Origin of the sequence: Brevundimonas sp. 'scallop', assembly GCF_011045535.1 — a bacterium.
Taxonomy (GTDB): Bacteria; Pseudomonadota; Alphaproteobacteria; order Caulobacterales; family Caulobacteraceae; genus Brevundimonas; species Brevundimonas vesicularis.
Genome location: NZ_CP039382.1, coordinates 1,470,480 through 1,493,613 on the forward strand (window position 1 = coordinate 1,470,480; position 23,134 = coordinate 1,493,613).

The window sequence follows — 23,134 nt, forward strand, 5'->3', positions numbered from 1 at the left end:
GAAGACCGGGTTAAGCAAGGCCGCTTCACGGGGTGACGTCACGTCAACGGCGGCCTTGTCGGCTTGACGACGCGACCGCGCGGGGTGACGGTTTGTAAAAGCCCATCCAGAGGCAGGAGGAAATCATGGCGGACGGAACCAGTCCCTCGATCAAGTCGCGCGTGTCCGAGGCCGAATGGCAGGTCCGTGTCGAGCTGGCGGCCCTCTATCGGCTGGTCGCCTTGAACGGTTGGGACGACATGATCTTCACCCATATCTCGGCGCGCGTGCCCGGGCCGGACCATCATTTCCTGATCAATCCGTACGGCTTCTATTTCGACGAGATTACGGCCTCGTCACTGGTGAAGGTCGATCTGGAAGGGAACATCGTCCAGGACACGCCCTATTTCATCAATCCGGCGGGCTTCACGATCCACTCGGCCGTCCACGCCGCGCGCGAAGACGCCAAGTTCGTCATCCATCTACATACAGTGAACGGCGTGGGCGTCGCCGCTCAGGCCGAAGGTTTGCTCCCTGTCAGTCAGAACGCGTGTTTACTACAGCATCAGGTTGCGTATCATGGATACGAGGGGTTGGCTCTGAACCATGACGAACGCGAACGTCTGGTCGCCGACCTGGGGGACAAACCGCTGATGCTGCTGCGAAACCACGGCACGCTGGCGGTCGGGGAAACGGCGGCTCAAGCATGGATCGGCATCTTCTTCCTGGAGAGGGCCTGCGCGCAGCAGGTTGCGGCTCTGTCCGGCGGGCGCGAGCACATCTTGCTGGCGCCGGACGAGGCGCAGGCCGAGACCAAGGAGCAGGGGCGCGGAATCGGCTTCATCTCGTCGCTGGCCTGGCCGGGCGCTCTGCGACAGCTGGATCGCAAGTCGCCGGGCTACGACGCCTAATTCCCGTTGTCGCGGGGGCTCTGGCCCTCGCGGCATTGACGCCGACTGAAGTCGTCGCCGGCGCCTGGACCCAGCCGAAGGGCAAGGGCCAAGCGATCGTCAAATACGAGCGGCTGAGCGCCGACACGGGCTTTGACGCTGCTGGCGAGGAGCGTGATCTGCCTGGCCGGCGGCGCGACGCGACATTGGGTCTGTTCGCCGAATACGGCGTGGCGGATCGTCTGACGCTTCAGCTGAAGGCGGACTGGCAGGACGGCGAGGACGCCTTCGTCGATTACAGCGGGCGCGGCCCAATCGAGATCGGTGCGACCTGGCAGGTCTGGCGCGACGACCAGAACGCCGTCAGCCTTTACGGCGGCTATACCCAGGCCGGGGAGGGGCGCAACGCCGGCTATGCCGCGCCGGGCGTCGGCGATCACGATTGGGAGGCGCGCGTGTCGGTCGGCCGGTCCCTCGGCGAGATGGGCGAGCGCTGGGGAATGGACGGCGCATTCGTCGAGCTTCAGGCCGCACGCCGTCTGCGGGACGGCTTGCCGGATGAAACCCGCATCGACGCCACGGCGGGCGCCCGGCTCGGCGAGGATTGGATGGTGCTGGGTCAGGTGTTCGGCGGCGCGGCCGACGGCGGCGCGCGCTGGCTGTCCTTGGAAGCCTCGGTGGTGCGTGATTTCGGCGCCTGGAGCTTGCAGGCCGGATGGAGACAAACCGTCGCAGGCCAGGAGATTCCCATCAGCCGCGGGCCCGTTCTTTCGATCTGGAGACGATTTTAGGCAAGATTTCCGCGACGGAAAATGTGATCCGGCACGTTACTGATACGTAACATTGCGCGCACTTCATTACCCGGTAATGCATGCGGCGTCCCCTGACCGAGAGACCCCCGCGTGATCAAACGTCACTTCTTCCTCGTCGCCGCCGCTGTCCTGCTTGCCCTGATGGTCGTTGCCGCCATCGTCAAAGTCTCCGCGGGAGATGAAAAGAAGGCGGCAGGGCCGGGCGGCGGTCGCGGACGCGGGGCGCAGCAGGTGTCCGAGGCCGTCGTGGCGCAGCGACCCTTCTCGGATCAAATTCGCGTCTTGGGCGTGGCGCGCGGCGAGCGGTCGGTGAACGTCACCTCTTCGACCACCGAACTGATCACCCGCGTCCTGTTCGCGGACGGCCAGTACGTCTCGGCCGGCGCGCCACTGGTCGAACTCCAAGCGCGTGAAGAAGACGCGGCCATTATCGAGGCTCGCGCCAACGTCAATCAGGCCCAGCGTGAATACGATCGCTACAAGGCCCTGGCCGACCGGGGCGTTACGCCCCAGGTCATGCTGGAACAGGCCGAGACCGGGTTGGAAACCGCGCGGGCGTCGTTGCAGGCGGCCCAGGCGCGTCGGGGCGACCGGGTGATCCGGGCGCCATTCTCCGGGCGCGTCGGTCTGACGACGGTGACGCCCGGCACGCTGATCAACCCGGGCGCGGTGATCACGACGCTGGACGACACCTCGACGATCCGCGTCGATTTCCCCCTGCCTGAGCGCTATCTGAACCTGCTGCGTCCCGGCGCCCAGCTGACGGCGACGGCAGACGCCTATGGCGACGAGCCGTTCACTGGGCGGATCGCCCTGATCGACACGCGCGTCAACGAAACGACCCGCGCCGCAACCGCGCGCGCGGAGTTCCCCAACCCCGGCGGTCGGATCCGTCCCGGCATGTTGATGCGTGTCGCGGTCCAGCAGGGCCAGCGTCAGAGCGCCGCCGTGCCCGAGTCGGCCGTGCAATATGAAGGCGCCGGCGCCTTCGTCTATCGCATCGCGCCCGGCCAGAACGGCTCCACCGCCCAGCGGGTCGAGGTCGAGACCGGGGCCGTCGAGAACGGCTTTGTTGAAATCCTGTCCGGCATAGAGGCCGGCGACCGCATCGTCGGATCGGGCCTGAACCGTATTCAGCCGGGCGCACCGGTCAGCGTGGGCGGCCAGGGTCGCAAGTCGGGCGCCGCCAAATGATGCTGTCCGATGTTTCGGTCCGGCGGCCCGTCTTCGCGGCCGTCGCGGCCATCGTGCTGTGCGTCATCGGCGCGGCGGCCTTCTTCTTCCTGCCCGTACGTGAACTGCCCGACGTCGATCCGCCGATCGTCTCGGTCAACACCAGCTACGCCGGCGCCTCGGCCGAGGTGATCGAGAGCCGGATCACCGAGCCGGTGGAGCAGCAGATCGCCGGCATCCAGGGCGTCGAACGCATCAACTCGACCAGCCGCGACGGACGGTCCAACGTGAACATCGAGTTCTCGCTGGACCGCAATATCGACGACGCCGCCAACGATGTGCGCGACCGCGTCAGCCGCGTGGTCGGCCGCTTGCCCGATCAAGCAGACCCGCCCGAAGTGGCCAAGGCCGATTCCGACAGCCAGCCGATCATCATCGTCTTCCTGCGCTCGACCAGCATGAACCGGCTGCAGCTAACCGATTACGCTGACCGCTATCTGATCGACCGGATGGCGACGGTGCCCGGCGTGGCCCAGGTCAACATCTATGGCGAGCAGCGCTATTCGATGCGCATCTGGCTGGATTCCGCCGCCATGGCGGCGCGGGGCCTGACGGTCAACGACGTCGAGACGGCCCTGACGAACCAGAACGTCGAACTGCCCGCCGGCTCGCTGGAATCGACGGACAAGGATTACACCGTCCGCGTGGCGCGCACCTACGCCCTGCCGGAAGACTTCCGCCAACTGCCCATCGGCACGCGAGGCTCGGCCTCGGCCTCAGCGACGGTCGCCACAGGCACGGGCAGCGGATCGTCGGCTATCATCCAGGGGCAGCCGACCTATGTGACGCGCCTTGGCGACATCGCCCGCGTCGAGGAGGCGCCGGAAGAAGACCGGCGTCTGTTCCGCGGCAACGGGATGGATCAGATCGGCCTGGCGGTGACCCGTCAGGCGCAGTCCAACGACCTCGCTATCTCGGACGGCGTCCACAAGATGATCGAGGAAATCCGGCCGACCTTGCCGCCGGGCGTGACCATCGAGGTCGGATCCGACAACTCGGTCTTCACCTCTCACGCGATCGACGAGGTCTGGATCACCATCGGCATCTCCATGGCCCTGGTGGCCCTGGTGAACTTCATCTTCCTTGGCAGCCTGCGAGCCGCGCTGATCCCCTCCATCGTGGCGCCGATCTGTCTGCTGGCGACCTTCATAGTCCTGGCGCCGCTGGGCTTCTCGCTGAATCTGTTGACGCTCTTGGCCCTGGTTCTGGCCATCGGCCTCGTGGTCGATGACGCCATCGTGGTGGTTGAGAACATTCAGCGTCGTCTGGATCTGGGCGAGCCGCCTCTGGTCGCCGCCGAACGCGGCGCGCGCCAGGTCTTCTTCGCGGTCGTGGCCACTACCATCGTCCTGCTTTCGGTGTTCGCGCCGCTGCTGTTCCTGCCGGGCTATGTCGGACGTCTCTTCGTCGAACTGGCCGCGGCGATCGCGGCGGCCGTGGCCTTCTCCGCCTTTCTGGCCCTCAGCCTGTCGCCGATGCTGGCCTCCAAAATCCTGCGACCCGCACATGGCGGCGGCTGGGTGGCGCGAAAGGTCGACTGGGGCATGGACCGGCTGAAGTCGTCCTATGGCCGGTCGCTGGACATGCTGTTGGGCCGTCGCATCGCCGTGATCGGCGTCGGCGCCCTGATCCTGCTCGTCGCAGCGGGGGCGGGCGGCATCTTCCTGACCCTTCCCAACGAACTGGTGCCGGACGAGGATCGCGGCCGGGTGACGGTGCGCGTCGCCGGCCCCGAAGGCGCGGGCTTCGACTATACCCGGAAGATCATGCTGGGGCTCGAGCCTCTGCTGGCCGAATATAAGACGAGTGGCGAGGCCGACAGCTATCTGGTGTCCGCGCCCGGCTTCGGCGGCGGCAGCTTCAACTCGGGCAACGCCGTCCTCACGCTCGCCGACTGGTCCAAGCGCGACCGCTCGGCGGCCGAGATCGCCCAGGAACTGAACGGCAAACTGCGCGGCCAGACGGGCGCGCAGGTCAACGCCTCGACGCCCGGCGCCTTCCAGCGTGGCGGCGGCAATTCCAACTCGATCGAGTTGATCGCGACCGGCAGCGACTACCAGCAGATCTACGCCTGGCTCCAGCCGATGCTGGCCGCGGCCCAAGCCAATCCCGGCTTCTCGCGTCCACGCCTGAACTATGAGCCAAACTCGCCGCGTCTGCTGGTCGATGTCGACCCGCAGAAAGCCGCCGCGCTGGGCGTTTCGTCCCAGTCCATCGGCCGCACGCTGGAGACCATGTTCGGCTCTCGCCGCGCCACGACCTACATCAAGGGCGGTCAGGAATACGATGTCATCCTGCAGACCGAGCGCGACAATCGCCGCGAGGTCGCCGATCTGGAAGCCCTGTATGTTGCGACCGGGGGCGGCCAACTGGTGCCCTTGTCGGCCGTCGTCACGACCAAGACCAGCGGCGACACGCCGGACCGTCGCCGTCTGGATCGGCAGCGCGCGATCTCCCTGCAGGCCGACCTCAATCCCGGCACCACGATCGACGACGCGATTCAGTTCCTGAACGCCGAGGCGGCGAAGCAGCCGCAAGGGGCCGTCGTCACCCAGTGGGGTGGGGCGGCGCGCGATCAGCAGGAAGCGGGCGGGGCGGTGTTCGCAGCCTTCGGTTTGGCGCTGTTGCTGGTCTTCCTGGTTCTGGCGGCCCAGTTCGAGAGCTGGATCACGCCTGCGGTCATCATGTTAACGGTGCCGCTGGCGGCGGCGGGCGGGCTTTTCGGCCTGCTGATGGCGGGCTCCAGCCTGAACATCTACAGCCAGATCGGCCTGATCATTTTGATCGGCGTGGCGGCCAAGAACGGCATTCTGATCGTGGAGTTCGCCAACCAACTGCGCGACCAGGGGCGGTCGATCCGGGAGGCGATCATTGAGTCGTCGTCCTTGCGTCTACGTCCGATCATCATGACCTCGATCGCAACCGCCTTCGGCGCTCTGCCGCTGGTGCTGTGGCAAGGCGCCGGCGCCGGCAGCCGTCAGACGATCGGCGTGGTGATCTTCACCGGCGCCATCTTCGCCACCGTCCTGACCCTGTTCGTGGTGCCGGTGATCTATGGCGTCCTGGCGCGCTTCACCAAGTCGCCGGAATGGACCGCCCGCAGGATCGAGGAGTGGGAAGCCCAGGAACTGCGCGAAGGCGGCCCCAAGGAACTGCCCGAGGCCTGACGGATCAAGCGGCGGGCGCAGGCTCCGGCTTGTAGCCCGTCTCCACCTTCAGGAAGGCAATGACGTCGCGGCGATCCGTGGCGTCGGGCAGACCAGGGAAGGTCATCTTGTTGCCGGGCAGGAAGGTGCGCGGGTTTTCCAGCCAGTGGTCCAGCTTCTCGGCGTCCCAGGTGAAGTTCGCCGTACGCATGGCGTTGGAATAGTTATAGCGCGGGCGATCGCCCGCCTTGCGGCCGAACACACCGTACAGGTTTGGCCCCGCCATGTCAGGGCCGCCTTCGCCGATGGTGTGGCAAGCGCGACAGCGCGCAAACGCCCGACGCCCGTTCTCGAGATCGCCCGCATTGTAGGGGGCGGGTAGGGAGGCCAGCAGGGTCGCCTTTTCCGCATCCGTCAGCACGTGAACCGGCGCGGCAGGCGTAGTTGTGGACGGCTCGCCCTGACCACAGGCGGCCAAGGTCAAAAGCGGGGCCAGAAGAAAGGGTGCGACGAGGGCGTGGCGTGTCATGGCGGCTTCCTGTTTGCCTTGTGATACCGCAACGCGCCGGCGCGGCAATTGGTCAAGCTGTCCTGCTGGACGTAGCCCCCTCGCACCTGATAATCAGTGTCAAAGAAACGCGGAGCCGTTGGGGAGCGGCCTCGCCCGTGCGAGCGTAGAATTGACCGACACCATCAAGTTGAGCCAAGCCCGACGCGGCGATCGCGGCGTCATCGTTCAGGTGGGCGCCCATTGTCACCATCAGGGCGAGGCGGTCGAGCTGGAACGCCGTCTGCTGGAACTGGGCTTTGTCGAAGGCGCGCAGATCGAACTGCTGCACGAAGGTCTGTTCGGACGCGACCCGATCGCCATGAAGGTGGACGACATGCGCGTGGCCCTGCGTCGCCACGAGGCGGAAAGCCTGTCCATCCGGCTGGGCGCCGCCTGATGGACATTGCGCTGAAGACGGCTCGCGTCGCCCTGGTGGGGAACCCCAACAGCGGCAAGACGGCTCTGTTCAACGCCCTGACCGGCGCTCACCAGAAGGTCGCCAACTACGCCGGCGTGACGGTGGAGCGCAAGGAAGGCCTGATCCGCGCCGCCTCAGGCCGCACGGTGTCGGTGCTGGACCTGCCCGGCACCTATTCCCTGCGCGCGCGCAGCCCGGACGAGGAGGTCACGCGCGACGCCGTCCTGGGGCGATTGGCCGGCGAGACGCCGCCCGACGTGGTGGTCTGCGTCGCGGACGCCACCAATCTGCGTCTGGTCCTGCGCCTGATTCTGGAGCTGAAGGCCGTCGGTCGGCCGATGGTTCTGGCGCTGAACATGTATGACATCGCCCAGCGCCAGGGCCTGCGCATTGATCTGGAGCGATTGCGCGCCGAACTGGGCGTGCCGATCATCACCACCGTGGCCACCCGCAAGCGCGGCATCGACGATCTGGTCGCCGCCATCGAGGACCAGGCCGCCGTCGCCGCCGTGACCGAAAGCCAATGGCGCAGTCCGGACGCCGCCGAGTTGCGAACGGCCGCCCGCGAAGCCGAGCGGATCATGAAGGCCTGTGTCCGCCCCCCCGAACGGCCTGACACACTCACCGGCAGAATCGACTCGGTGCTGCTGCATCCGGTCGGCGGGCTGCTGATCCTGTTCGCCCTGCTGTTCGTGATGTTCCAGGCCGTGTTCAGCTGGGCGGCGCCTGTGATGGACGGCATCGAGGCCGGCATCGCCTGGATGGGCGGCTTGGTCGCCAACGTCCTTCCCGATGGCCTGCTGCAAAGCCTGATCGTGGACGGCATCATTTCCGGCGTCGGCAGCGTGCTGGTGTTCCTGCCGCAGATTCTGATCCTGTTCCTGTTCATCATCGCGCTGGAAGACTTCGGCTATATGGCCCGCGCGGCCTTCCTGATGGACAAGATTATGGGCGGGGCGGGGCTTCACGGCCGGGCCTTCATCCCGCTGCTGTCCAGTTTCGCCTGCGCCATTCCCGGCGTCATGGCGGCGCGGGTGATCGATTCGCGGCGCGACCGCCTGACCACCATTCTGGTCGCGCCGCTGATGACCTGCTCGGCGCGCATCCCGGTCTATACGCTGATCATCGCCGCCTTTATTCCCAATGAGACGGTCTGGGGCTTCGCCAACCTGCAGGGCCTTGTGATGTTCGGCCTCTACGCCGCCGGCATCGTCAGCGCCCTGATCGTGTCCCTGCTGATCCGCAAGGTGTTCTGGCGCGGCGCGGTCGAGCCCTTCATGATGGAGCTTCCGGCCTACAAGACGCCGGACCTGCGCAGCGTGGGCTTCAATCTGTGGCTCCGGGCCAAGATCTTCCTGAACCGGGCGGGCCGCATCATCCTGCCGCTCGTGATCATTCTGTGGGTGCTGGCGACCTTCCCCTATCCGCCCGAGAACGCAACCCTGCCGGCCATCGACTATTCGTTCGCGGGCATGATCGGCCGGGCGCTTGAGCCGATATTCGCCCCTATCGGCTTCAACTGGCAGATGGTCATCGCCCTGATCCCCGGCATGGCGGCGCGTGAGGTCGCGGTGGCGGCGCTGGGCACGACCTACGCCATCGCTGACGCCGAAAATGCGACGGGCCTTCTGGCCTCGACCCTGGCGTCGCACTGGTCGTTGGCGACGGCCTTGTCCTTCCTGGCCTGGTACATCTTTGCGCCCCAGTGCGTGGCGACCTTGGGCGTCGTGCGGCGCGAGACCAACTCGCTGAAATGGACCTGGATCATGATCGGCTACATGTTCGGTCTGGCCTATCTGGCGTCGCTGGTGACCTATCATGTGGCGGTGGCGCTCGGAGGCGGTTAAGCCTGAGCGGTTCGCCGCCTTCGGGACGTCTTGATGAATCCTGTACTCGCCGCCGCCGTCATGGGCGGGCTGGGCCTGATCGTCGGCAGTTTCATCGCCGCCGTCAGCGTTCGCCTGCCGCGCGACGAGGACATCGTCGTCGCCCGCTCGCGATGCCGGGGCTGCGATCAGACGCTACGTCCCTGGGAGCTTGTGCCGGTCTTCAGCTGGCTTGCCTTGCGCGGGCGTTGTGCGCGATGCCACACCCGGATTTCGCCGCGTTATCCCCTGATCGAACTGGCGTCGGCCGGCGTCGGGATCTGGGCCGGCGTGTGGGGCGCGACAGGCGGCGCCTCAACGTTCATGATCGCCGTCACGGCCGTTCTGGGTTGGCAGCTGTTGCTGATCGCCATCGTCGACGGTGAACACTTCTGGCTGCCGGATAGTCTGACGCTGCCCTTGATCTCGACAGGCGTCACGGTCGCGCTAATTCTGGATTGGAGCCTTGGCTTTTCCCATCTGATTGGCGCTGCCGTCGGGTTTTGTGGTCTGTGGCTGGTCGGCTGGCTGTATCAACTCGTCCGCAAGCGCCAGGGACTGGGGGGAGGCGACCCCTTCCTGTTCGCGGGGGCAGGGGCCTGGGTCGGCTGGATGGGCCTGCCCAGCGTGCTGCTGTGGGCCTGCGCGGTCGGGCTCAGTCTGGTCTTCGGCATTTTGGTGGTCCGGCGCAGCGTCAGCGGATCGGAGAAGCTGCCGTTCGGCGTTTTCCTGGCCGTCGGGATCTGGATGACCTGGCTGTATGGGCCGTTGGGCCTCTAACGCCCCGTCGTCAGCTTGACGATGATGATGGCCGCCGTATCCAGGATGGCTTCGGGCGTATCGGCCCGTCGCAACAGATCGAAACTGGCCGCCGTCGACTCCGCGATGGAGGCGATCTGGTAAGAGGCCAGACGCGGATTGTAGTCCTTGGGGTGCAGACCGCTGGCGTGGGCCTGGGCCACGCGGCGTTCGATGGACAGGTGAAGCCGGCGCAAACGGCGCACCCGGCTTTCGACGAAGGCCGCGTCGCCATTGTCCGCCAGCATATGTTCGACACGCAGCACCTGACCGTGGCTGCGCCAGATGGCCATCACATTCAGAATAAAGGCGCGCGCGATGACGAAGGCCTTGTCGCCCGGCCAGTCGGCCTGGAAATGCGCGGCCAATCCCTGGAAATCCGTCGCGGCGACCTCGCACAGCGCCAGAACAGGCTCTTCGACCGTCTTGAAATAGGTGTAGAAGTTGGACGGCGACACGCCGGCGGCCGAGGCCAGATCGGCGACGCGGATTTCCCCGTAATGCCGCTCGTTCAACAGGCGTTGGGTAGCGTCGAGGATCGCTTGGCGGGTTCTGCCGCCTCGCGCACCGATCTTGTGGCCCAGCTTGTTGGTTGTGTCGGCCATGTCCCCGATGGTCGAAAGGCGTGGTGCCGGCTGCAGGAATCGAACCCGCGACATCCAGTTTACAAAACTGGCGCTCTACCAACTGAGCTAAGCCGGCCCGCACGGGCGGTGAGCGGCCCTTATGTCCAGCCTCGCGCCCGGACGCAAGGCGCCAGCGCCGCCTTGCCTAAAATCCGACGTCCGACGCCGAAAACAAGCTGAGGTTCGATGATGGTAACCGGTGTCTTTTTGCGGTCCATGTTGTAGGCTTGTTGGATCAAGATCGAGAGGCGAACCAAGCCTCCGCCACGAGGCAATGAGAAACGCTATGGTTCATCCGCTCAAACTGAACCCCGATCGCCTGTTTCCGGCGGACGCCGACACCCGGGCGATCGCGCGTCGTCTGTATGGTGAGATCAAGGGGCTGCCGATCATCAGCCCGCATGGCCATACGGACCCGAGCTGGTTTGCGCTGAACGAACCTTTCGCCAATCCGGCCGAACTTCTGATTACGCCCGATCACTACGTCTTCCGCATGCTAAACTCGCAGGGCATGGCGATGGAGGATCTAGGCGTGCCGCGCGCCGATGGCGGGCCGGTCGAGAGCGATCCGCGAGAGATCTGGCGGCGCTTCGCCGAGAACTATCACCTGTTCCGGGGGACGCCTTCGCGGATGTGGCACGACTGGGTCTATGCTGAGGCCTTCGGCATCGACGTGCGCCTGTCGGCCGAGACGGCCGATCTTTATTATGACGTGATCGATGCGGCGCTGAAGACCGACGCCTTCAGGCCGCGCGCCCTGTTCGATCGCTACAATATCGAGGTCCTGACCACGACCGAGAGCCCGCTGGACACGCTGGAGCATCACAATACCATCGCAGCCTCGGGCTGGAAGGGAAGGGTGCTGACCGCCTATCGCCCAGATCCGGTTCTGGATCCCGACTACGAGGGTTTCCGCGACAATCTGAAAATCCTGGCCGAACAGACCGGCCGCGACACGCTGAGCTGGGACGGATACCTACAGGCCCTACGCGACCGGCGGGCCTTCTTCATCGAAATGGGCGCCACCTCGACCGATCACGGCCACCCGACCGCCTTCACCGCCGATTTGCCCAAGGCCGAAACCGAGGCCCTGTTCCGGCGTGTGTCGACGGCACCCGCCAGCGCCGCCGACGCTGAACTGTTCCGCGGCCAGATGCTGACCGAAATGGCGGCCATGTCGGTCGAGGATGGTCTGGTGATGCAGCTTCACCCCGGCAGCTTCCGTAACCACTCGGCCACCGTCTTCAACCGTTTCGGTCGTGACAAGGGCTGCGATATCCCGACCCAGACCGATTACGTCCGCGCGCTGAAGCCGCTGCTGGATCGGTTCGGCTCGGACAGCCGTCTGTCTCTGATCCTGTTCACCCTGGACGAGACCACTTACAGCCGCGAACTGGCGCCGCTCGCCGGTCACTATCCGGCTTTGAAGCTGGGACCCAGCTGGTGGTTCCACGACAGTCCCGAGGGGATGCGTCGCTTCCGCGAGCAGGTCACCGAGACGGCTGGCTTCTACAACACGGTCGGCTTCAACGACGACACCCGCGCCTTCCTGTCCATACCCGCCCGCCACGATGTGGCGCGGCGCATGGACTGCGGCTTCCTGGCCAAGCTGGTGGTCGAACACCGGATGGAGGAGGACGAGGCCCACGAACTGGCCCACGCCCTGACCTATGGCCTGGTCAAGGCGGCCTACAAGCTGTGAGCAGACTGAACGAAGCCACCCTGAAGGGTCTGCCCGCCGATGTCGCCGTCCCCGGCTACGACCGCGCCCAGGTGAAGACGGGTGTCGTCCATCTGGGCATCGGCGCCTTCCACCGCGCCCACCAGGCGGTCGTGTTCGACGATGCAATCAAGTCGGGGGATCCGCGCTGGGGTGTGCTGGGCGCTTCGCTTCGGTCGCCCGGCGTACGCGATCAGCTGAATCCGCAGGACGGGCTGTACACCCTGGTCGTGCGTGACGGATCGGACGAGCATCTGCGGGTAATCGGCGCCTGCGCGGGCGTGATGGTCGGGCCGGATGACCCCGCCGCCCTGGTCGCCGCCATGGCCGGCGCCGATGTCCATATCGTCACTCTGACCGTGACCGAGAAGGGCTATCGCCTCGATCCGGCGACCGGCGATCTGCTTTTGAGCGACGCTGATGTCGCGGGCGATCTGGTTGATATCGCGGCGCCCCGCACCGCGCCTGGATTCATCGTCGCGGCATTGCAGGCGCGAAGAGCGGCGGGGCTGAAGCCCTTCACCGTCATCAGTTGCGACAACCTTCCCCATAACGGCAAGCGTATCCGTGCCGGGGTCATCGCCATGGCGCGCCGGATCGATCTGTCGCTGGCGGACTGGATCGAAGCCGAGGGTGCCTTCCCCCAGACGATGATCGATCGGATTGTCCCGGCGACCACCTCCGACGACATCGTCCGCCTGGCCGCGCGTCTCGGAGACGAGGACCGGGGCATGGTCAAGGCCGAACCCTTCACCCAGTGGGTGATCGAGGATTGGTTCGCCGGCGAACGGCCCGACTTGGCGTCTCTCGGCGTGCAACTGACCGACGCGGTCGAGCCGTGGGAAGACGCCAAGCTGCGCCTTTTGAACGGCGCACATTCGGCCATCGCCTATCTGGGCGCCTTGTCGGGTTATGAACATGTCCACGAAGTCGTGGCCGTTCCCGGCTTCCGCGCCTATGTCGAGGCCCTGTGGGACGAGGCCGAAACGACGCTAAATCCCCCGCCAGGTCTGGACATCCCCGCCTATCGTAAGGCGCTGATGGCCCGGTTCTCCAATGCGGCCCTGATGCACCGTACGCGCCAGATCGCCATGGACGGCTCGCAGAAACTGCCCCAGCGCCTGCTGGCCGGGGCCGCCGAACGTCTTGCGGCGGCGCAGGGTATCGATGCCATAGCCTTGGGCGTCGCCGCCTGGATGAAATGGCAGTCGGGCGTGACCGAAAGTGACGAGATCTTCGTCGTCGACGATCCTCTGGCGGCCAAGACCTCTGAACTGTTGGCCGACGCCGACACTGATAAAGCGCGCGTTTCGGCCTTGCTGAGCCTGTCCGCCGTCTTCCCGCCCGCGCTGGCCGCTGACGACCGGTTCGCCGAAGCGGTCACGTCCGCCTATCTGTCGCTCAGCCAGAACGGCGCCGTCGAGGCCGCGCGCCTGGTCGCGGAGTAGTCCATGTCTCGCGTCCTGATCCTGAACCCCGCCGATGACGTCGCCATCGCCCTGGACGACATCGCCAGCGGCGATACGCCCGTTGGCCTGAACGCCCCGGCGCGCGCGGACATCGCCACCGGCCACAAGATCGCCCGTCACGCGGTGGACGAAGGCGGTCTGGTCCGCCGATATGGCCAGGTCATTGGACGCGCCAAAGCCGCTATCGCCGCCGGCGATCATGTCCATATTCACAATCTGGCTATGGCGGAAGACGGCCGCGAGGCCGAGGTCGGGGCCGACCTGCGTGCGCCCTCGTTGCTGTCTGGCGCGACGTTCAACGGCATCGTTCGCCCGCACGGTCGCGTCGGCACGCGAAACTACATCGGCGTCCTGACCAGCGTGAACTGTTCGGCCACCGTGGCGCGCCGCATCGCCGACGCCTTCCCGGACTCCAGCCTGCCTGCGGGCGTCGACGGCGTGGTCGCCTTCACTCACCAAGGCGGTTGTGGCGGCTCGTCGCTCAGCAGCGACGTGACCCTGCTGCAGCGGACTTTAGCGGGGTATGCCAAGCATCCGAACTTCCATTCCATCCTGATCGTGGGTCTGGGTTGCGAGGCCAATCAGATTCCCGCCTGGCTCGCCAACGAAGGCCTTCAATCCGGCTCGCGTCTGCGCGCCCTGACGATCCAGGAGGCCGGCGGCACGGCCCGTGCGATCGAGGCCGGGATCGAAATCGTTCGCGACCTGGTCATCGAGGCGGCGCAAGTCCAGCGCCAACCTGTTTCCGCATCTCACCTGACCGTCGGCTTACAATGCGGGGGTTCGGACGGCTGGTCCGGCGTCACCGCCAATCCGGCTTTAGGCGCCGCAGTCGATCTGCTGGTCGCGCACGGTGGTTCGGCCATGCTGTCGGAAACGCCCGAAATCTGGGGGGCGGAACACCTCCTGCTTAGGCGCGCGGCGTCGCAGAATGTTGCGGACAAGCTGAACGCGCGCCTGGCGTGGTGGCGCGACTATGCGGATCGCCACCAAATGGAGCTGAACAACAATCCGTCGCCCGGCAATCTGAAGGGCGGTTTGACCACCATCCTGGAGAAGTCGCTGGGTGCGGTGGCTAAGTCCGGTTCGACCCCGCTGAACGATGTGATCGGATACGCCGAACCGCTTCAGGCGCAAGGCCTCAGCTTCATGGACAGCCCCGGTTACGATCCGTGCTCGGCGACAGGCCAGATCGCCTCGGGCGCCAATCTGATCGTCTTCACCACCGGCCGGGGCTCGGTCTTCGGCGCCAAGCCCGCCCCCTCGATCAAGGTTGCCTCTAACGCCAAACTGGCGAACTGGATGGACGAAGACATGGACATCGACGCATCGCCCGTCCTGACCGGGACCAGCCTGGCCGAGATCGGCGAGGTCATCTTCCAGAAGATGCTCGATGTCGCGTCAGGCGAGCCGTCCAAATCTGAGGCCCTCGGCATCGGCGACAACGAGTTCTTGCCCTGGCAGGTGGGGGCGTATTTGTAGAGGCGGCGAGGGATCCGAAAACCTCAATCGCCACTTTTTCCTGGGTAAAAAAGAAGGCCCGGAGCTGTCCGCTCCGGGCCTTTAGTTTGTCACGCTGGAGGCGTCAGGGAGGAAAGCTCAATACTTCCAGCGCAATCCCACGGCGATCTCTCGGCCGGTGTGACGGTAGTCGGACACGCGGTTGGTCACATCGACATAACGGTCGGTGTAGGCGTCCGTCAGATTGATGCCTTCGAGCGAGAAGGTCAGGTTCGGCGTGAACTCGTAGGACATGGAGGCATCGACATTGGTGGTGTCGTTGACGCCTTCTTCGGAGTTGCCGTTCGCGCCGGGGAAGGACAGCAGATACTGGCTGCGGTGTGCGACCGAGACGCGGGCCTGGAACGGGCCATCCTCATAATACAGGGTCGCGTTGGCGGTGTTCTTCGACTGGCCCGTCAGGCGATTCTTGCCGGCCGTGCCGTAGCTGACTTCGGAATCAACCCAGGTGACGTTCCCGGTGAAGCCGAAGTTGGACCAAAGACCGGGCAGGAAGGTGAAGGGTTGCTGATACTGGATTTCAATCCCTTTCAGCGCGCCGCCTTCGCCGTTCAGGCGGCGCGTAACCTGGAAGATGTCGGTCGGGCTTGCAGCGCCCTGAAGCAGTTCGTTGGGCAGGCCCAGCTGGTTGTAGGGGATGCCGACGGTTTCGGATGTGATGAAGCTGTCGATGTCCTTGTAGAAGACGGCGGCGGCCAAAAGGCCCTCAGTCTGGAAATACCACTCGACCGAGAAATCGTAGTTGGTGGCGCGGAACGGGTCGAGAAGCGGGTTTCCGTAGGAGACTGTGCGGGTGGTCGGTGAGACGCTGCCGCCCGGAGTCAGATCGCCGAGGGTTGGACGGGACATCACCTTGGCGGCGCCCAGGCGAATCACGACGTCGTCACGCGGCTCCAGCGCCAGGTTGAAGGACGGCAAGACGTCGTCATAGTCGTTGTCGGTTGTCACATAGTCATAAGTCGTGACCGGCGGCGTCCCCACTGCGATCGTTTGCCAGCCTTTGGCAGTGACCTCGGTCTGGGCGTAGCGGATGCCGGCATTGCCGCGCAGGACCATACCTCCGACAGTCGTATTGATGTCGGCCTGGAGGAAGACGCCCTTATCCGTTTCGTTCACTTCACGCTCGCTGCGATTAGGGACCAAGGGATCGTCATAGAAGCTGAGGAAAGCAGCAATCTTTGAAATGTCGGGAACGATGAAGCTGAGATCAGAGCCTGCGCCGGCGCTTACTCCATCCCCGATGCTGACGACGCGTCCGATGCTGTCGACCCCGGTCAGCCGATCGGCGCCGGTCGGAGACGTTTTGGTCCGCGTCAGGCCAAAGGTCTCGAACCCGTAGGTGCGATACTCGCCGCCGATCTTGAAGGTCAGGGAGTCGGACCAGTCGTAGGCCAACGAGCCGGCGCCGACCTTATTGTCAAAGTTGCCGCCGGCGTTGCTGCGCGTCGCATTGACCAGGGTGAAGCGTTGACCCGAAGTGACGTCAAAGCCGTAGTTTATGCGCGGCCGGCGATCATCCTCGCGGAAGTCGAAGGTATAGCCGTTTACGCCCGCCGCCTCGAAGGCATAGGCGACATTGAGCGGCGTGCGGGCTTCGGATCGGTTGGCGCCGACCTTCAGATTGCCATGCAGCCGGTCGCTGAAATCGTGGCGGACGTTCAGAGAGGCCTGATAGAAGTTGCTTTCGTTGCGGGTAAAGCCGTTTTCGGCGCGCACCAGCATGTTGTCGAAGACGCCGTAGGACAGGATGTTCTTGTCGGTGTCGATCGCATAATCGCGCACGACGACGCTGTTGACGTTGGCGCGACTGAACGACCAGGCTTCGATGTTCGGGCTTTCCAGTTCCGAGTTAAACCGCGACCACAGGACGTCCAGCACCGCCTCGGTGCGGTCGCTCGGCCGCCATTGCAGCGCGCCCGTCATGCCCAGGCGGTCTTCCCGAGTATTGCCCAAGGTGTAGCGCGGGATGCGGGGATAGAAGGCGTTCAGGACGGCGTCACGTTGCGCCGTCGTGGTGCAGGGAATGCAGCCGCCGAAGTTCTGGCCGCGCCCATAGGGATTGCCGGCGGCGTTGACGTTTGACGGGTCGCCCTTTTGCCAACGCGTCGTGTTGAAGCTGCCCAGGATTGGCGACCGCTCGGAATAGGCGACCGAAACCAGGGCGCCGAAAGTCCGATCCTCGTTCGACCAGCTGAGCAGACCCGCGAGCCGCGGTACCGTCTTCTCCGAAAGATCATTGTACGAGCCCTGGACAGACAGGGCGGAGTTCAGGCCGCTGCCGCCGAAGTCCAGGGGGCGACCCGTCTGCAGATCGACCGTGGCACCCAGCGAGCCCTCTTCGATCTCGGCCGATTGCGTTTTGCGAACCTTGATGCTGTTGAACAGTTCGGACGCGAACATTGAGAAGTCGAAGCTGCGGTTGCGGTTGCCGCCAGACGCAGCCTGGGCTTCCAGGCCGTTGATGCGGGTGCGGGTGAAATCGGAACCCAAACCACGCACCGAGATGGTGGTGCCCTGACCGTTCACGCGGTCGATGGTAACGCCGGGCAGGCGCTGGATCGCTTCGGCCAGGTTCTGATCGGGGAAGTCGGCCATGTCTTCAGCCAGGATGGCGTCCACCGCTCCGGCTTCGCGGCGCTTGATGTTCAGCGCCTGTTGCAGGCTGGACCGGAAGCCGGTGACGACGATTTCATCGACCACGGTTGCGTCTTGGGCGGCGTCTTGCGTGACGGGTTCTGAGGCAGGAACGGCCTGAGCCGCAGCCGCCGACGCACCCATCAGGGCCGCCAGGGATACGCCAACCGCGCACAGAGTCCGGGTGTTGGTCCGTCGCATTCGTTCTCTCCCCATCCCGGCGTCCATCTGGCACCGGTGTCATTTTGTGGTATGCCGTCGCGCATATTTGGATTAGCGACGTATCGCTTATTGCAACAGCTTCCCGCATTTTGCAACAAAGTGATGTCAGGACCGAGAGATTCCGCTGAGATGTCGATAAATCCTCGACATCTCAGGCGTTAGGGCTCGAGAAACTGGCGATGTTCCTAAGCGCTGCGATCAACTTCGACAGCATAGACGTGGTTGGCGCCGTGCATGTTCGATACGAAGACGATCCATTTTGCGTCCGGCGTGAAAGTCAGATTCGGCTCAAGCCGGTAGTCGTGGTTTGACAGATCCACGAGCCGCTCGGATCGCAGGTATTCGACGAAGATCTGGTTGTCCTTGTCGCTAGACGGATCTTCATCAACGATCGGTTCGGGGCGCAGTAGGACCAGCCATTTACCGTCGGGCGCATGAGCGACCATGTCGCCGTCGCCGCCGTCGCCAGCGAATAGACTGCCGTCCGGCGAGACGTTGTAATGAACCGACCAGTCATTCTGCTCGACCCGACGATAGACCCGGCGGCCCGTCTCCAGATCGACCGAGGCAACCCAGAAGACCTGGCCGCGCGGGGTTTGCAGGTCATAGAGCACCTGTTTGCCGTCCGGGCTGAACCATTCGTGGCCGAAGATCTCGAAGTTCATCGTCCGCTGATGGGTCTTTCTCAGGCCCGTGCCATCTGCGCGGATAGCCCACATTCGATCCACGCGGTGCCAAGGTCCTTCATGGCAAAAGATGATCTGCTGGGGGTCGGTGGGGGAGAACTGTGTGTGGCCGATCCATTCGTTGGTCTTGTGGATCACGCGTCGCTCGCCCGTGGTCAGGTCGATGACGAAGATTTCCATCGGATAGCGCGCGGCCCAGCGTTGAAGCATCCGCACCCCCTTGGCGCGGGCGAAGTTCAGCGGCTTTCCGTCCGGCCCATCAGCTTCATATTCGGCCTGATCGAAGCGGCGGTTGCGCGGGTCGGGCACGGTCGGCTGTAGCGGTTGGCTGTCATAAGCCACGAAGCCCAGGAGCAGGCTCTCATCGGCATTGACCGAATTGATCTGACCGTTCGGTATCCGGCCGATCTCGCGACGCTGCTTGGTGTCGGCGTCGATGACGAACAGGGTCTTGGCGCGGTCCATCAATTGGCCTTCGCCAGGCGCGGTCACCGAATAATAGACGTTGCGCCCCTTGCGGCCCGTGAACATCAGGTCCGCGTCATGGTCGGCAACCAAGACTTTGACGGCCCAGGTCGCCAGATCGACCGTTGAGATGCCCTGAGGTGTCGAGATGACCATCAGGTTGGGCGCCCCGACCTTCTTGGGCAAGAACATGTTCTTGTAGAAATAGGACTTTCCGCTCCCGCCATCGGGCGAGACGCGGCGGATGCGATGGCCGGTCTTCGGATCGACCCACTCGATCGGCACCGGGCCGTCCCAGCGCGGTCGCTCGATCGGCGTCTCCTGGGTGGAGGGCGGGGCTGTGTTGGGCGCGGGCCAGACGGGGGTCTGTCCCGGCGCCGGCGTGATGGCCGGCGTAGCCTGCGCCCGAGCGGTCGTCGTGGCGACGGCGCCGACGGCGGGGGCGCTGAGCAGCGCCTTCAGGGCGGTGCGTCTCGAGGTCGTCATTGGCGCGTTCCTCTCGGGTTTTCTTGATTATGGCGCGGGAGTCAGGCCTTCGACACGGACGGTCCAACCTTGCTTGGGGAAGCCGGGCGCGTGGCCGCTGGACCCGTCCCAACCCGCCGCCATCAGACCGACGGCCATCAGCAGCGACCCGTTGGACGGGAAATAGGTCTCGGCTGCGCGGCGATAGCCCGGACCATCCGGATTGACCGCCATCGTCACGCCGCCGGCGCCGGCCGAGACGGGCACCAGTTCGTCGGCGTGTTCATCCAGGTGAACGCGAGGCGTCATGCCGGTGACGCCCCACTGATTGTTCTTCAGGTCGGCGAACAGCCAGTTCACCGCCTTCTCCGGTTCGCCAAGGCGAGCCGCCGTCATCGCCATCATCGAGAAGTCCCAGCCCCAGGTCTGGCGGACGTCCCAGTTCTGCTCCACCGCTTCAAACGTGTGGCGCATGGCGGCGGGATCGATCCGCGCGCCGGGAATGAAGCCATAGGCCATCAGGAAGGAGGGATGGTCGCGGTTCTTGCACTGAGCCGCCGCCGCGTGTCGGCGACAGGCGTCGGACATGGCCATCTGCCAAAAGTCCGGCACGCTCTCGACAGGTAGATACAGGCCGTTCCTCATTGGCGGTGGCGCGATCTTGGCTAGGGCCTGATCCCAGTCGGCGCGGCGGGCCTGACCCTTGCGTTCGCGCCACTGTTGCGCGGTTTCGAGGGCCCAGCGGAAATACTCGACTTCAAACGTCGGGTTCACCGTGGTCAGGGGATCATAATTTTCCTGCGCTGGGATCATCGGCGTGCCCAGGTTCAGCCGGCCGTCGCGTTCGATAGGCCAGGTGGCCAAAAGATCGGCCGTGGCTTCGACCACCTCGCCGTATCGATCCAGCACGGCCGGGTCCTTCTCGGCGCGCCAGACCAGTTCGGCCAACAGGATCGGGTGCGGCTGCTGCCACATGATGAAGGGCGAGACGAGGCTGGGGCTGTTGCGGCCCTCGGGTCCGACCATCTTGGGCCACCAGGCGCCCTTGACGTGGTGACGGGCGGCCTCGGCGCGCGCGTTGTCCAGATTGCCGACATACCAGGGCAGACTGCGCTCCAGCATGTCGGCGTGACCCCACATCGCTTGCCAGCCGGAGTGCCAGGGATGCATTTCCAGATGGAACTTGCCGTACCAGCTGTTGGAGAACAGGCCCTCTTCCTGCGGAGGCAGTTCGCCGGCGCCGTTAACGGCCGACAGGTATTGCGAGAGGACGACGCGACGTTCCAACTCGGCCGCTCGCGGATCGGTAGAGCCCGTGAAATCCACAGCGCCGGCCTGGGTCCAGAAACTGTTCCAGTGTGCGGTCGTCGCCTGGACGCTGGCGGAGTAAGCAAGCGTCTTCTCAACGGGCTCCTGATGATCGAAGCGGACCATGACGGTCAGCCGGTCGCGACCAGCAGCGCCCACGCGGAAGGCGTCGGGGCCGCTTTGTTCGATTTTACCGGATGCGGTGATGCCGGAATAATAGGTGGTGTCGTCGAGGGTGCGGCGAATATGGACGTCGCCTGTGTCGGAGGCGACGATGTTCAGACTCTGGTCGCCATCGCGCTCGAACGTCGTCGGGTCGGGATTGATGGCGGGGTTCACGCCCGGATAGCGGACCTGGACGCCCAGGCCGTTGGCGGCTACCAGAGGCGAGGCGATCTCGACCATGACCATGTCCAGCGTCGGGTGGACGCGGGTCACGATCTCGACCGACTGGCCATCGTAGGTGAAGCGGCTGGTCAGGGCGCCGGACCACAAGTCTAGCGTCTGGTGCGTGTCTGCGATCTTGGCGAAGTCCAGCGTTGTGCCGTCCTCGAAGGTCAGGCTGATGCGGCTAAGCGAAAATCGATGCGGATTGGCCCGCAGCCAGGTGTAGGCGGGTTGCGTCTCGGCCACGGACCACGACTTCATCCAGGCGTAGGGCTGTTCGCCCCGGCCCGGCACGGGCACATCGATCAGGCCGTCCTGTTCCGTATAGCCGTGCGGGTTAGGAAAGCTGTGCCAGGCCCATTGGGCCATAGTCAGCAGAGGCGCGAGTTCCGAATACTGCTCCGGGAAGGTTTGAAGCCCGGTGATGTCGGCGGTGAAGCCCAGGTCGCCGTTGCCCAGCATGATCGGGGCATGGCGATCGATGGCGGTCAGGGTCACGTTATGGCGCGTGACCAGGGCGTAGCGGTCGATGGGAGAGGCCGGCGCCAAGGCGGCGGTGGGCGCGACCGTTTGGGCGCAGGCGGCCGTGGAACCGGCCAACAACGTGAAGGCGAGGAGGGCGGTGCGAAGGCGCATCACTTCGCCTCCGCCTTCAGCCCCAACCCCGCACCTTTCCAGCCGTACCAGGCGACGACGGCGAAGCAGGCGGCGGGCAGGAGGAAGGCGACATTGGCGCCGTAGAGATCGGCGATCTTGCCCATGGGCCAAGGCAGCAGAACGCCGCCGCCAATGGCCATGACCATGAGAGACGAGGCCTTCTTGGTGCAGGCGCCCAGGCCGGCAGTGCCCAGGGCGAAGATGGTCGCGAACATGGTGGACATGAAGAAGAAGACGGCCAGCAGGGCGATGGGCGAGACCTTGTCGATCCCGGCGGCGACAATCAGCGTCAGCACGACATTGATGACGCCATAGGTCGTCAGAAGCACGCGTGGCTTGATCTTTAGCAGCAGGGCGGTGGCGAAGAAACGGCCCACCAGATAGCCGATGGCCGCCAGCGACAGCATGAAGGCGCCCTGCTGCGAGGTCAGGCCCTGCCAGTTGTGCGTCACAAGGTTGATAAAATAGGCGCCGATGCCGACCTGGGCGCCGATATAGAGGGCTTGGGTGATCACGCCGGCGACGAAGTGCGGCTGTTTGGACAGGGGCAGGGCAGGGGCGTCGCCTTGCACCGCACCGCCGTGGTCGGACAGGCCGGTCTCCGGCAGCCGGGCGCGCCAGACGGCAAGGGCGAACAGGACCACGCCGACGGCGATCAGCCCGTACACAATCTGGATCGAACGGGTCGCGCCGCCCAGAGCCTCGGTCGTGGTGGGGCTAAAGAAGACCGCGCCGCCGATCAGGGGGCCGAAGAAGACGCCCAGGGCGTTGAACGACTGGGCCAGGTTCAGCCGCTGTGAGGCCTTGGCCGGATCGCCTAGGACGTTGACGTAGGTGTCCGCGCTGGTCTCGAGGATGCACAGACCGGCGGCAAGAACGAACATCGAGCCGACGAAGGGCAGGAAGGCGCCGGCGCCCGCCGCCGGGATGAACAAAAGGGCGCCGACGGCGGTGACCGCCAGGCCGGACACGATGCCGAACTTGTAGCCCCGCGCATGCAGCAGCATGCCTGCCGGAATCGACAGCAGCAGATAGGCTCCAAAATAGGCGATCTGCAGCCAGGCGCTGTCAGCCTGGCTGATGCTCAGCGTCTCCTGGAAATGCTTGTTCAGCACGTCCAGCAGGCCGTAGGCCAGGCCCCAGATCAGGAAGCAGGCGATGGCGAAGGCCAGCGGGCCCTTCAGCGACCCGGCGGGCTTGGCCAAGCCCCCGGGGGTGTGGGCGGCGTCGGTCTCGATGACCATGGGGATACTCTCCTGGTGTTCCTCGGGCCTCGCCGTCTT

The 23,134-nt window shown here is 65.1% G+C and carries 16 protein-coding genes and 1 tRNA gene; 10 read left to right on the top strand and 7 right to left on the bottom strand.

The features are described 5' to 3' along the window. The first annotated feature begins 125 nt into the window (after nt 1-125). The 4 genes from E4341_RS07275 to E4341_RS07290 all read left to right on the top strand — a co-directional run bounded on the left by E4341_RS07275 (nt 126) and on the right by E4341_RS07290 (nt 6,081). On the top strand, nt 126-890 hold the full coding sequence (locus tag E4341_RS07275) for a class II aldolase/adducin family protein (RefSeq protein ID WP_165116249.1): 765 nt from the start codon (nt 126-128) through the stop codon (nt 888-890). 35 nt (nt 891-925) lie between these two features. Continuing rightward, entirely contained in the window at nt 926-1,660 is a 735-nt protein-coding gene (locus E4341_RS07280) for a hypothetical protein (protein ID WP_240893640.1), read from the top strand. A gap of 111 nt (nt 1,661-1,771) precedes the next feature. Beyond that, the gene (locus E4341_RS07285; RefSeq protein WP_165116251.1) at nt 1,772-2,875 is read left to right on the top strand and encodes an efflux RND transporter periplasmic adaptor subunit; all 1,104 of its coding nucleotides are present in this window, start codon (nt 1,772-1,774) and stop codon (nt 2,873-2,875) included. Next, nucleotides 2,875-6,081, top strand: coding sequence for an efflux RND transporter permease subunit (locus tag E4341_RS07290; RefSeq protein ID WP_205751418.1), 3,207 nt, complete (start codon nt 2,875-2,877; stop codon nt 6,079-6,081). Before E4341_RS07285 ends, E4341_RS07290 begins: the two co-directional genes overlap by 1 nt. Nucleotides 6,082-6,085: 4 nt before the next feature. Here the strand turns inward: E4341_RS07290 and E4341_RS07295 are convergent, their stop codons facing one another. Continuing rightward, a complete protein-coding gene (locus E4341_RS07295; RefSeq protein ID WP_165116255.1) occupies nt 6,086-6,589 on the bottom strand; it encodes a cytochrome c family protein in 504 nt (167 codons plus the stop codon). 151 nt (nt 6,590-6,740) lie between these two features. On the opposite strand from E4341_RS07295, the gene E4341_RS07300 reads away from it, so the two are divergent. The 3 genes from E4341_RS07300 to E4341_RS07310 are packed head-to-tail and all read left to right on the top strand — an operon-like array spanning nt 6,741 to nt 9,673. Continuing rightward, complete coding sequence (locus E4341_RS07300) at nt 6,741-7,007, top strand: FeoA domain-containing protein (RefSeq protein WP_055754847.1); 267 nt, start codon at nt 6,741-6,743, stop codon at nt 7,005-7,007. Then, nucleotides 7,007-8,875, top strand: a complete 1,869-nt coding sequence (locus E4341_RS07305; protein WP_165116257.1) for a ferrous iron transporter B — start codon at nt 7,007-7,009, stop codon at nt 8,873-8,875. Before E4341_RS07300 ends, E4341_RS07305 begins: the two co-directional genes overlap by 1 nt. 33 nt (nt 8,876-8,908) lie before the next feature. Then, nucleotides 8,909-9,673, top strand: a complete 765-nt coding sequence (locus tag E4341_RS07310; protein WP_165116259.1) for an A24 family peptidase — start codon at nt 8,909-8,911, stop codon at nt 9,671-9,673. Here E4341_RS07310 and E4341_RS07315 read toward each other — a convergent pair. Together E4341_RS07315 and E4341_RS07320 are read right to left on the bottom strand one after the other, a co-directional pair. Continuing rightward, entirely contained in the window at nt 9,670-10,296 is a 627-nt protein-coding gene (locus E4341_RS07315) for a TetR/AcrR family transcriptional regulator (RefSeq protein WP_055754850.1), read from the bottom strand. The genes E4341_RS07310 and E4341_RS07315 overlap by 4 nt on opposite strands. Before the next feature lie 21 nt (nt 10,297-10,317). Then, a tRNA-Thr gene (locus E4341_RS07320) sits at nt 10,318-10,393 on the bottom strand. Nucleotides 10,394-10,603: 210 nt separating this feature from the next. Here E4341_RS07320 and uxaC point away from each other — a divergent pair. The 3 genes from uxaC to E4341_RS07335 are packed head-to-tail and all read left to right on the top strand — an operon-like array spanning nt 10,604 to nt 14,988. Beyond that, nucleotides 10,604-12,019 carry a glucuronate isomerase gene (uxaC, locus tag E4341_RS07325; protein WP_165116261.1) on the top strand — a complete coding sequence of 472 codons (1,416 nt, stop codon included), beginning with the start codon at nt 10,604-10,606 and terminating at the stop codon, nt 12,017-12,019. Further along, entirely contained in the window at nt 12,016-13,485 is a 1,470-nt protein-coding gene (locus E4341_RS07330; protein WP_165116263.1) for a mannitol dehydrogenase family protein, read from the top strand. The genes uxaC and E4341_RS07330 overlap by 4 nt, the downstream gene beginning before the upstream one ends. A gap of 3 nt (nt 13,486-13,488) precedes the next feature. Next, nucleotides 13,489-14,988: a UxaA family hydrolase gene (locus tag E4341_RS07335; RefSeq protein WP_165116265.1), complete on the top strand. Its 1,500-nt coding sequence runs from the start codon at nt 13,489-13,491 to the stop codon at nt 14,986-14,988. Nucleotides 14,989-15,105: 117 nt separating this feature from the next. On the opposite strand, the gene E4341_RS07340 is transcribed toward E4341_RS07335, so the two are convergent. From E4341_RS07340 to E4341_RS07355, 4 genes are all read right to left on the bottom strand, one after another. Beyond that, nucleotides 15,106-17,862 carry a TonB-dependent receptor gene (locus E4341_RS07340; RefSeq protein WP_165116267.1) on the bottom strand — a complete coding sequence of 919 codons (2,757 nt, stop codon included), beginning with the start codon at nt 17,860-17,862 and terminating at the stop codon, nt 15,106-15,108. Nucleotides 17,863-18,068: 206 nt separating this feature from the next. Beyond that, nucleotides 18,069-19,520 (bottom strand): oligogalacturonate lyase family protein, encoded by a 1,452-nt coding sequence (locus tag E4341_RS07345; protein ID WP_205751375.1) that lies wholly within the window; start codon nt 19,518-19,520, stop codon nt 18,069-18,071. A gap of 27 nt (nt 19,521-19,547) precedes the next feature. Continuing rightward, entirely contained in the window at nt 19,548-21,830 is a 2,283-nt protein-coding gene (locus tag E4341_RS07350) for a hypothetical protein (protein WP_240893641.1), read from the bottom strand. Beyond that, nucleotides 21,830-23,095, bottom strand: coding sequence for a sugar MFS transporter (locus E4341_RS07355; RefSeq protein ID WP_165116269.1), 1,266 nt, complete (start codon nt 23,093-23,095; stop codon nt 21,830-21,832). Before E4341_RS07355 ends, E4341_RS07350 begins: the two co-directional genes overlap by 1 nt. Nucleotides 23,096-23,134 lie beyond the last annotated feature (39 nt).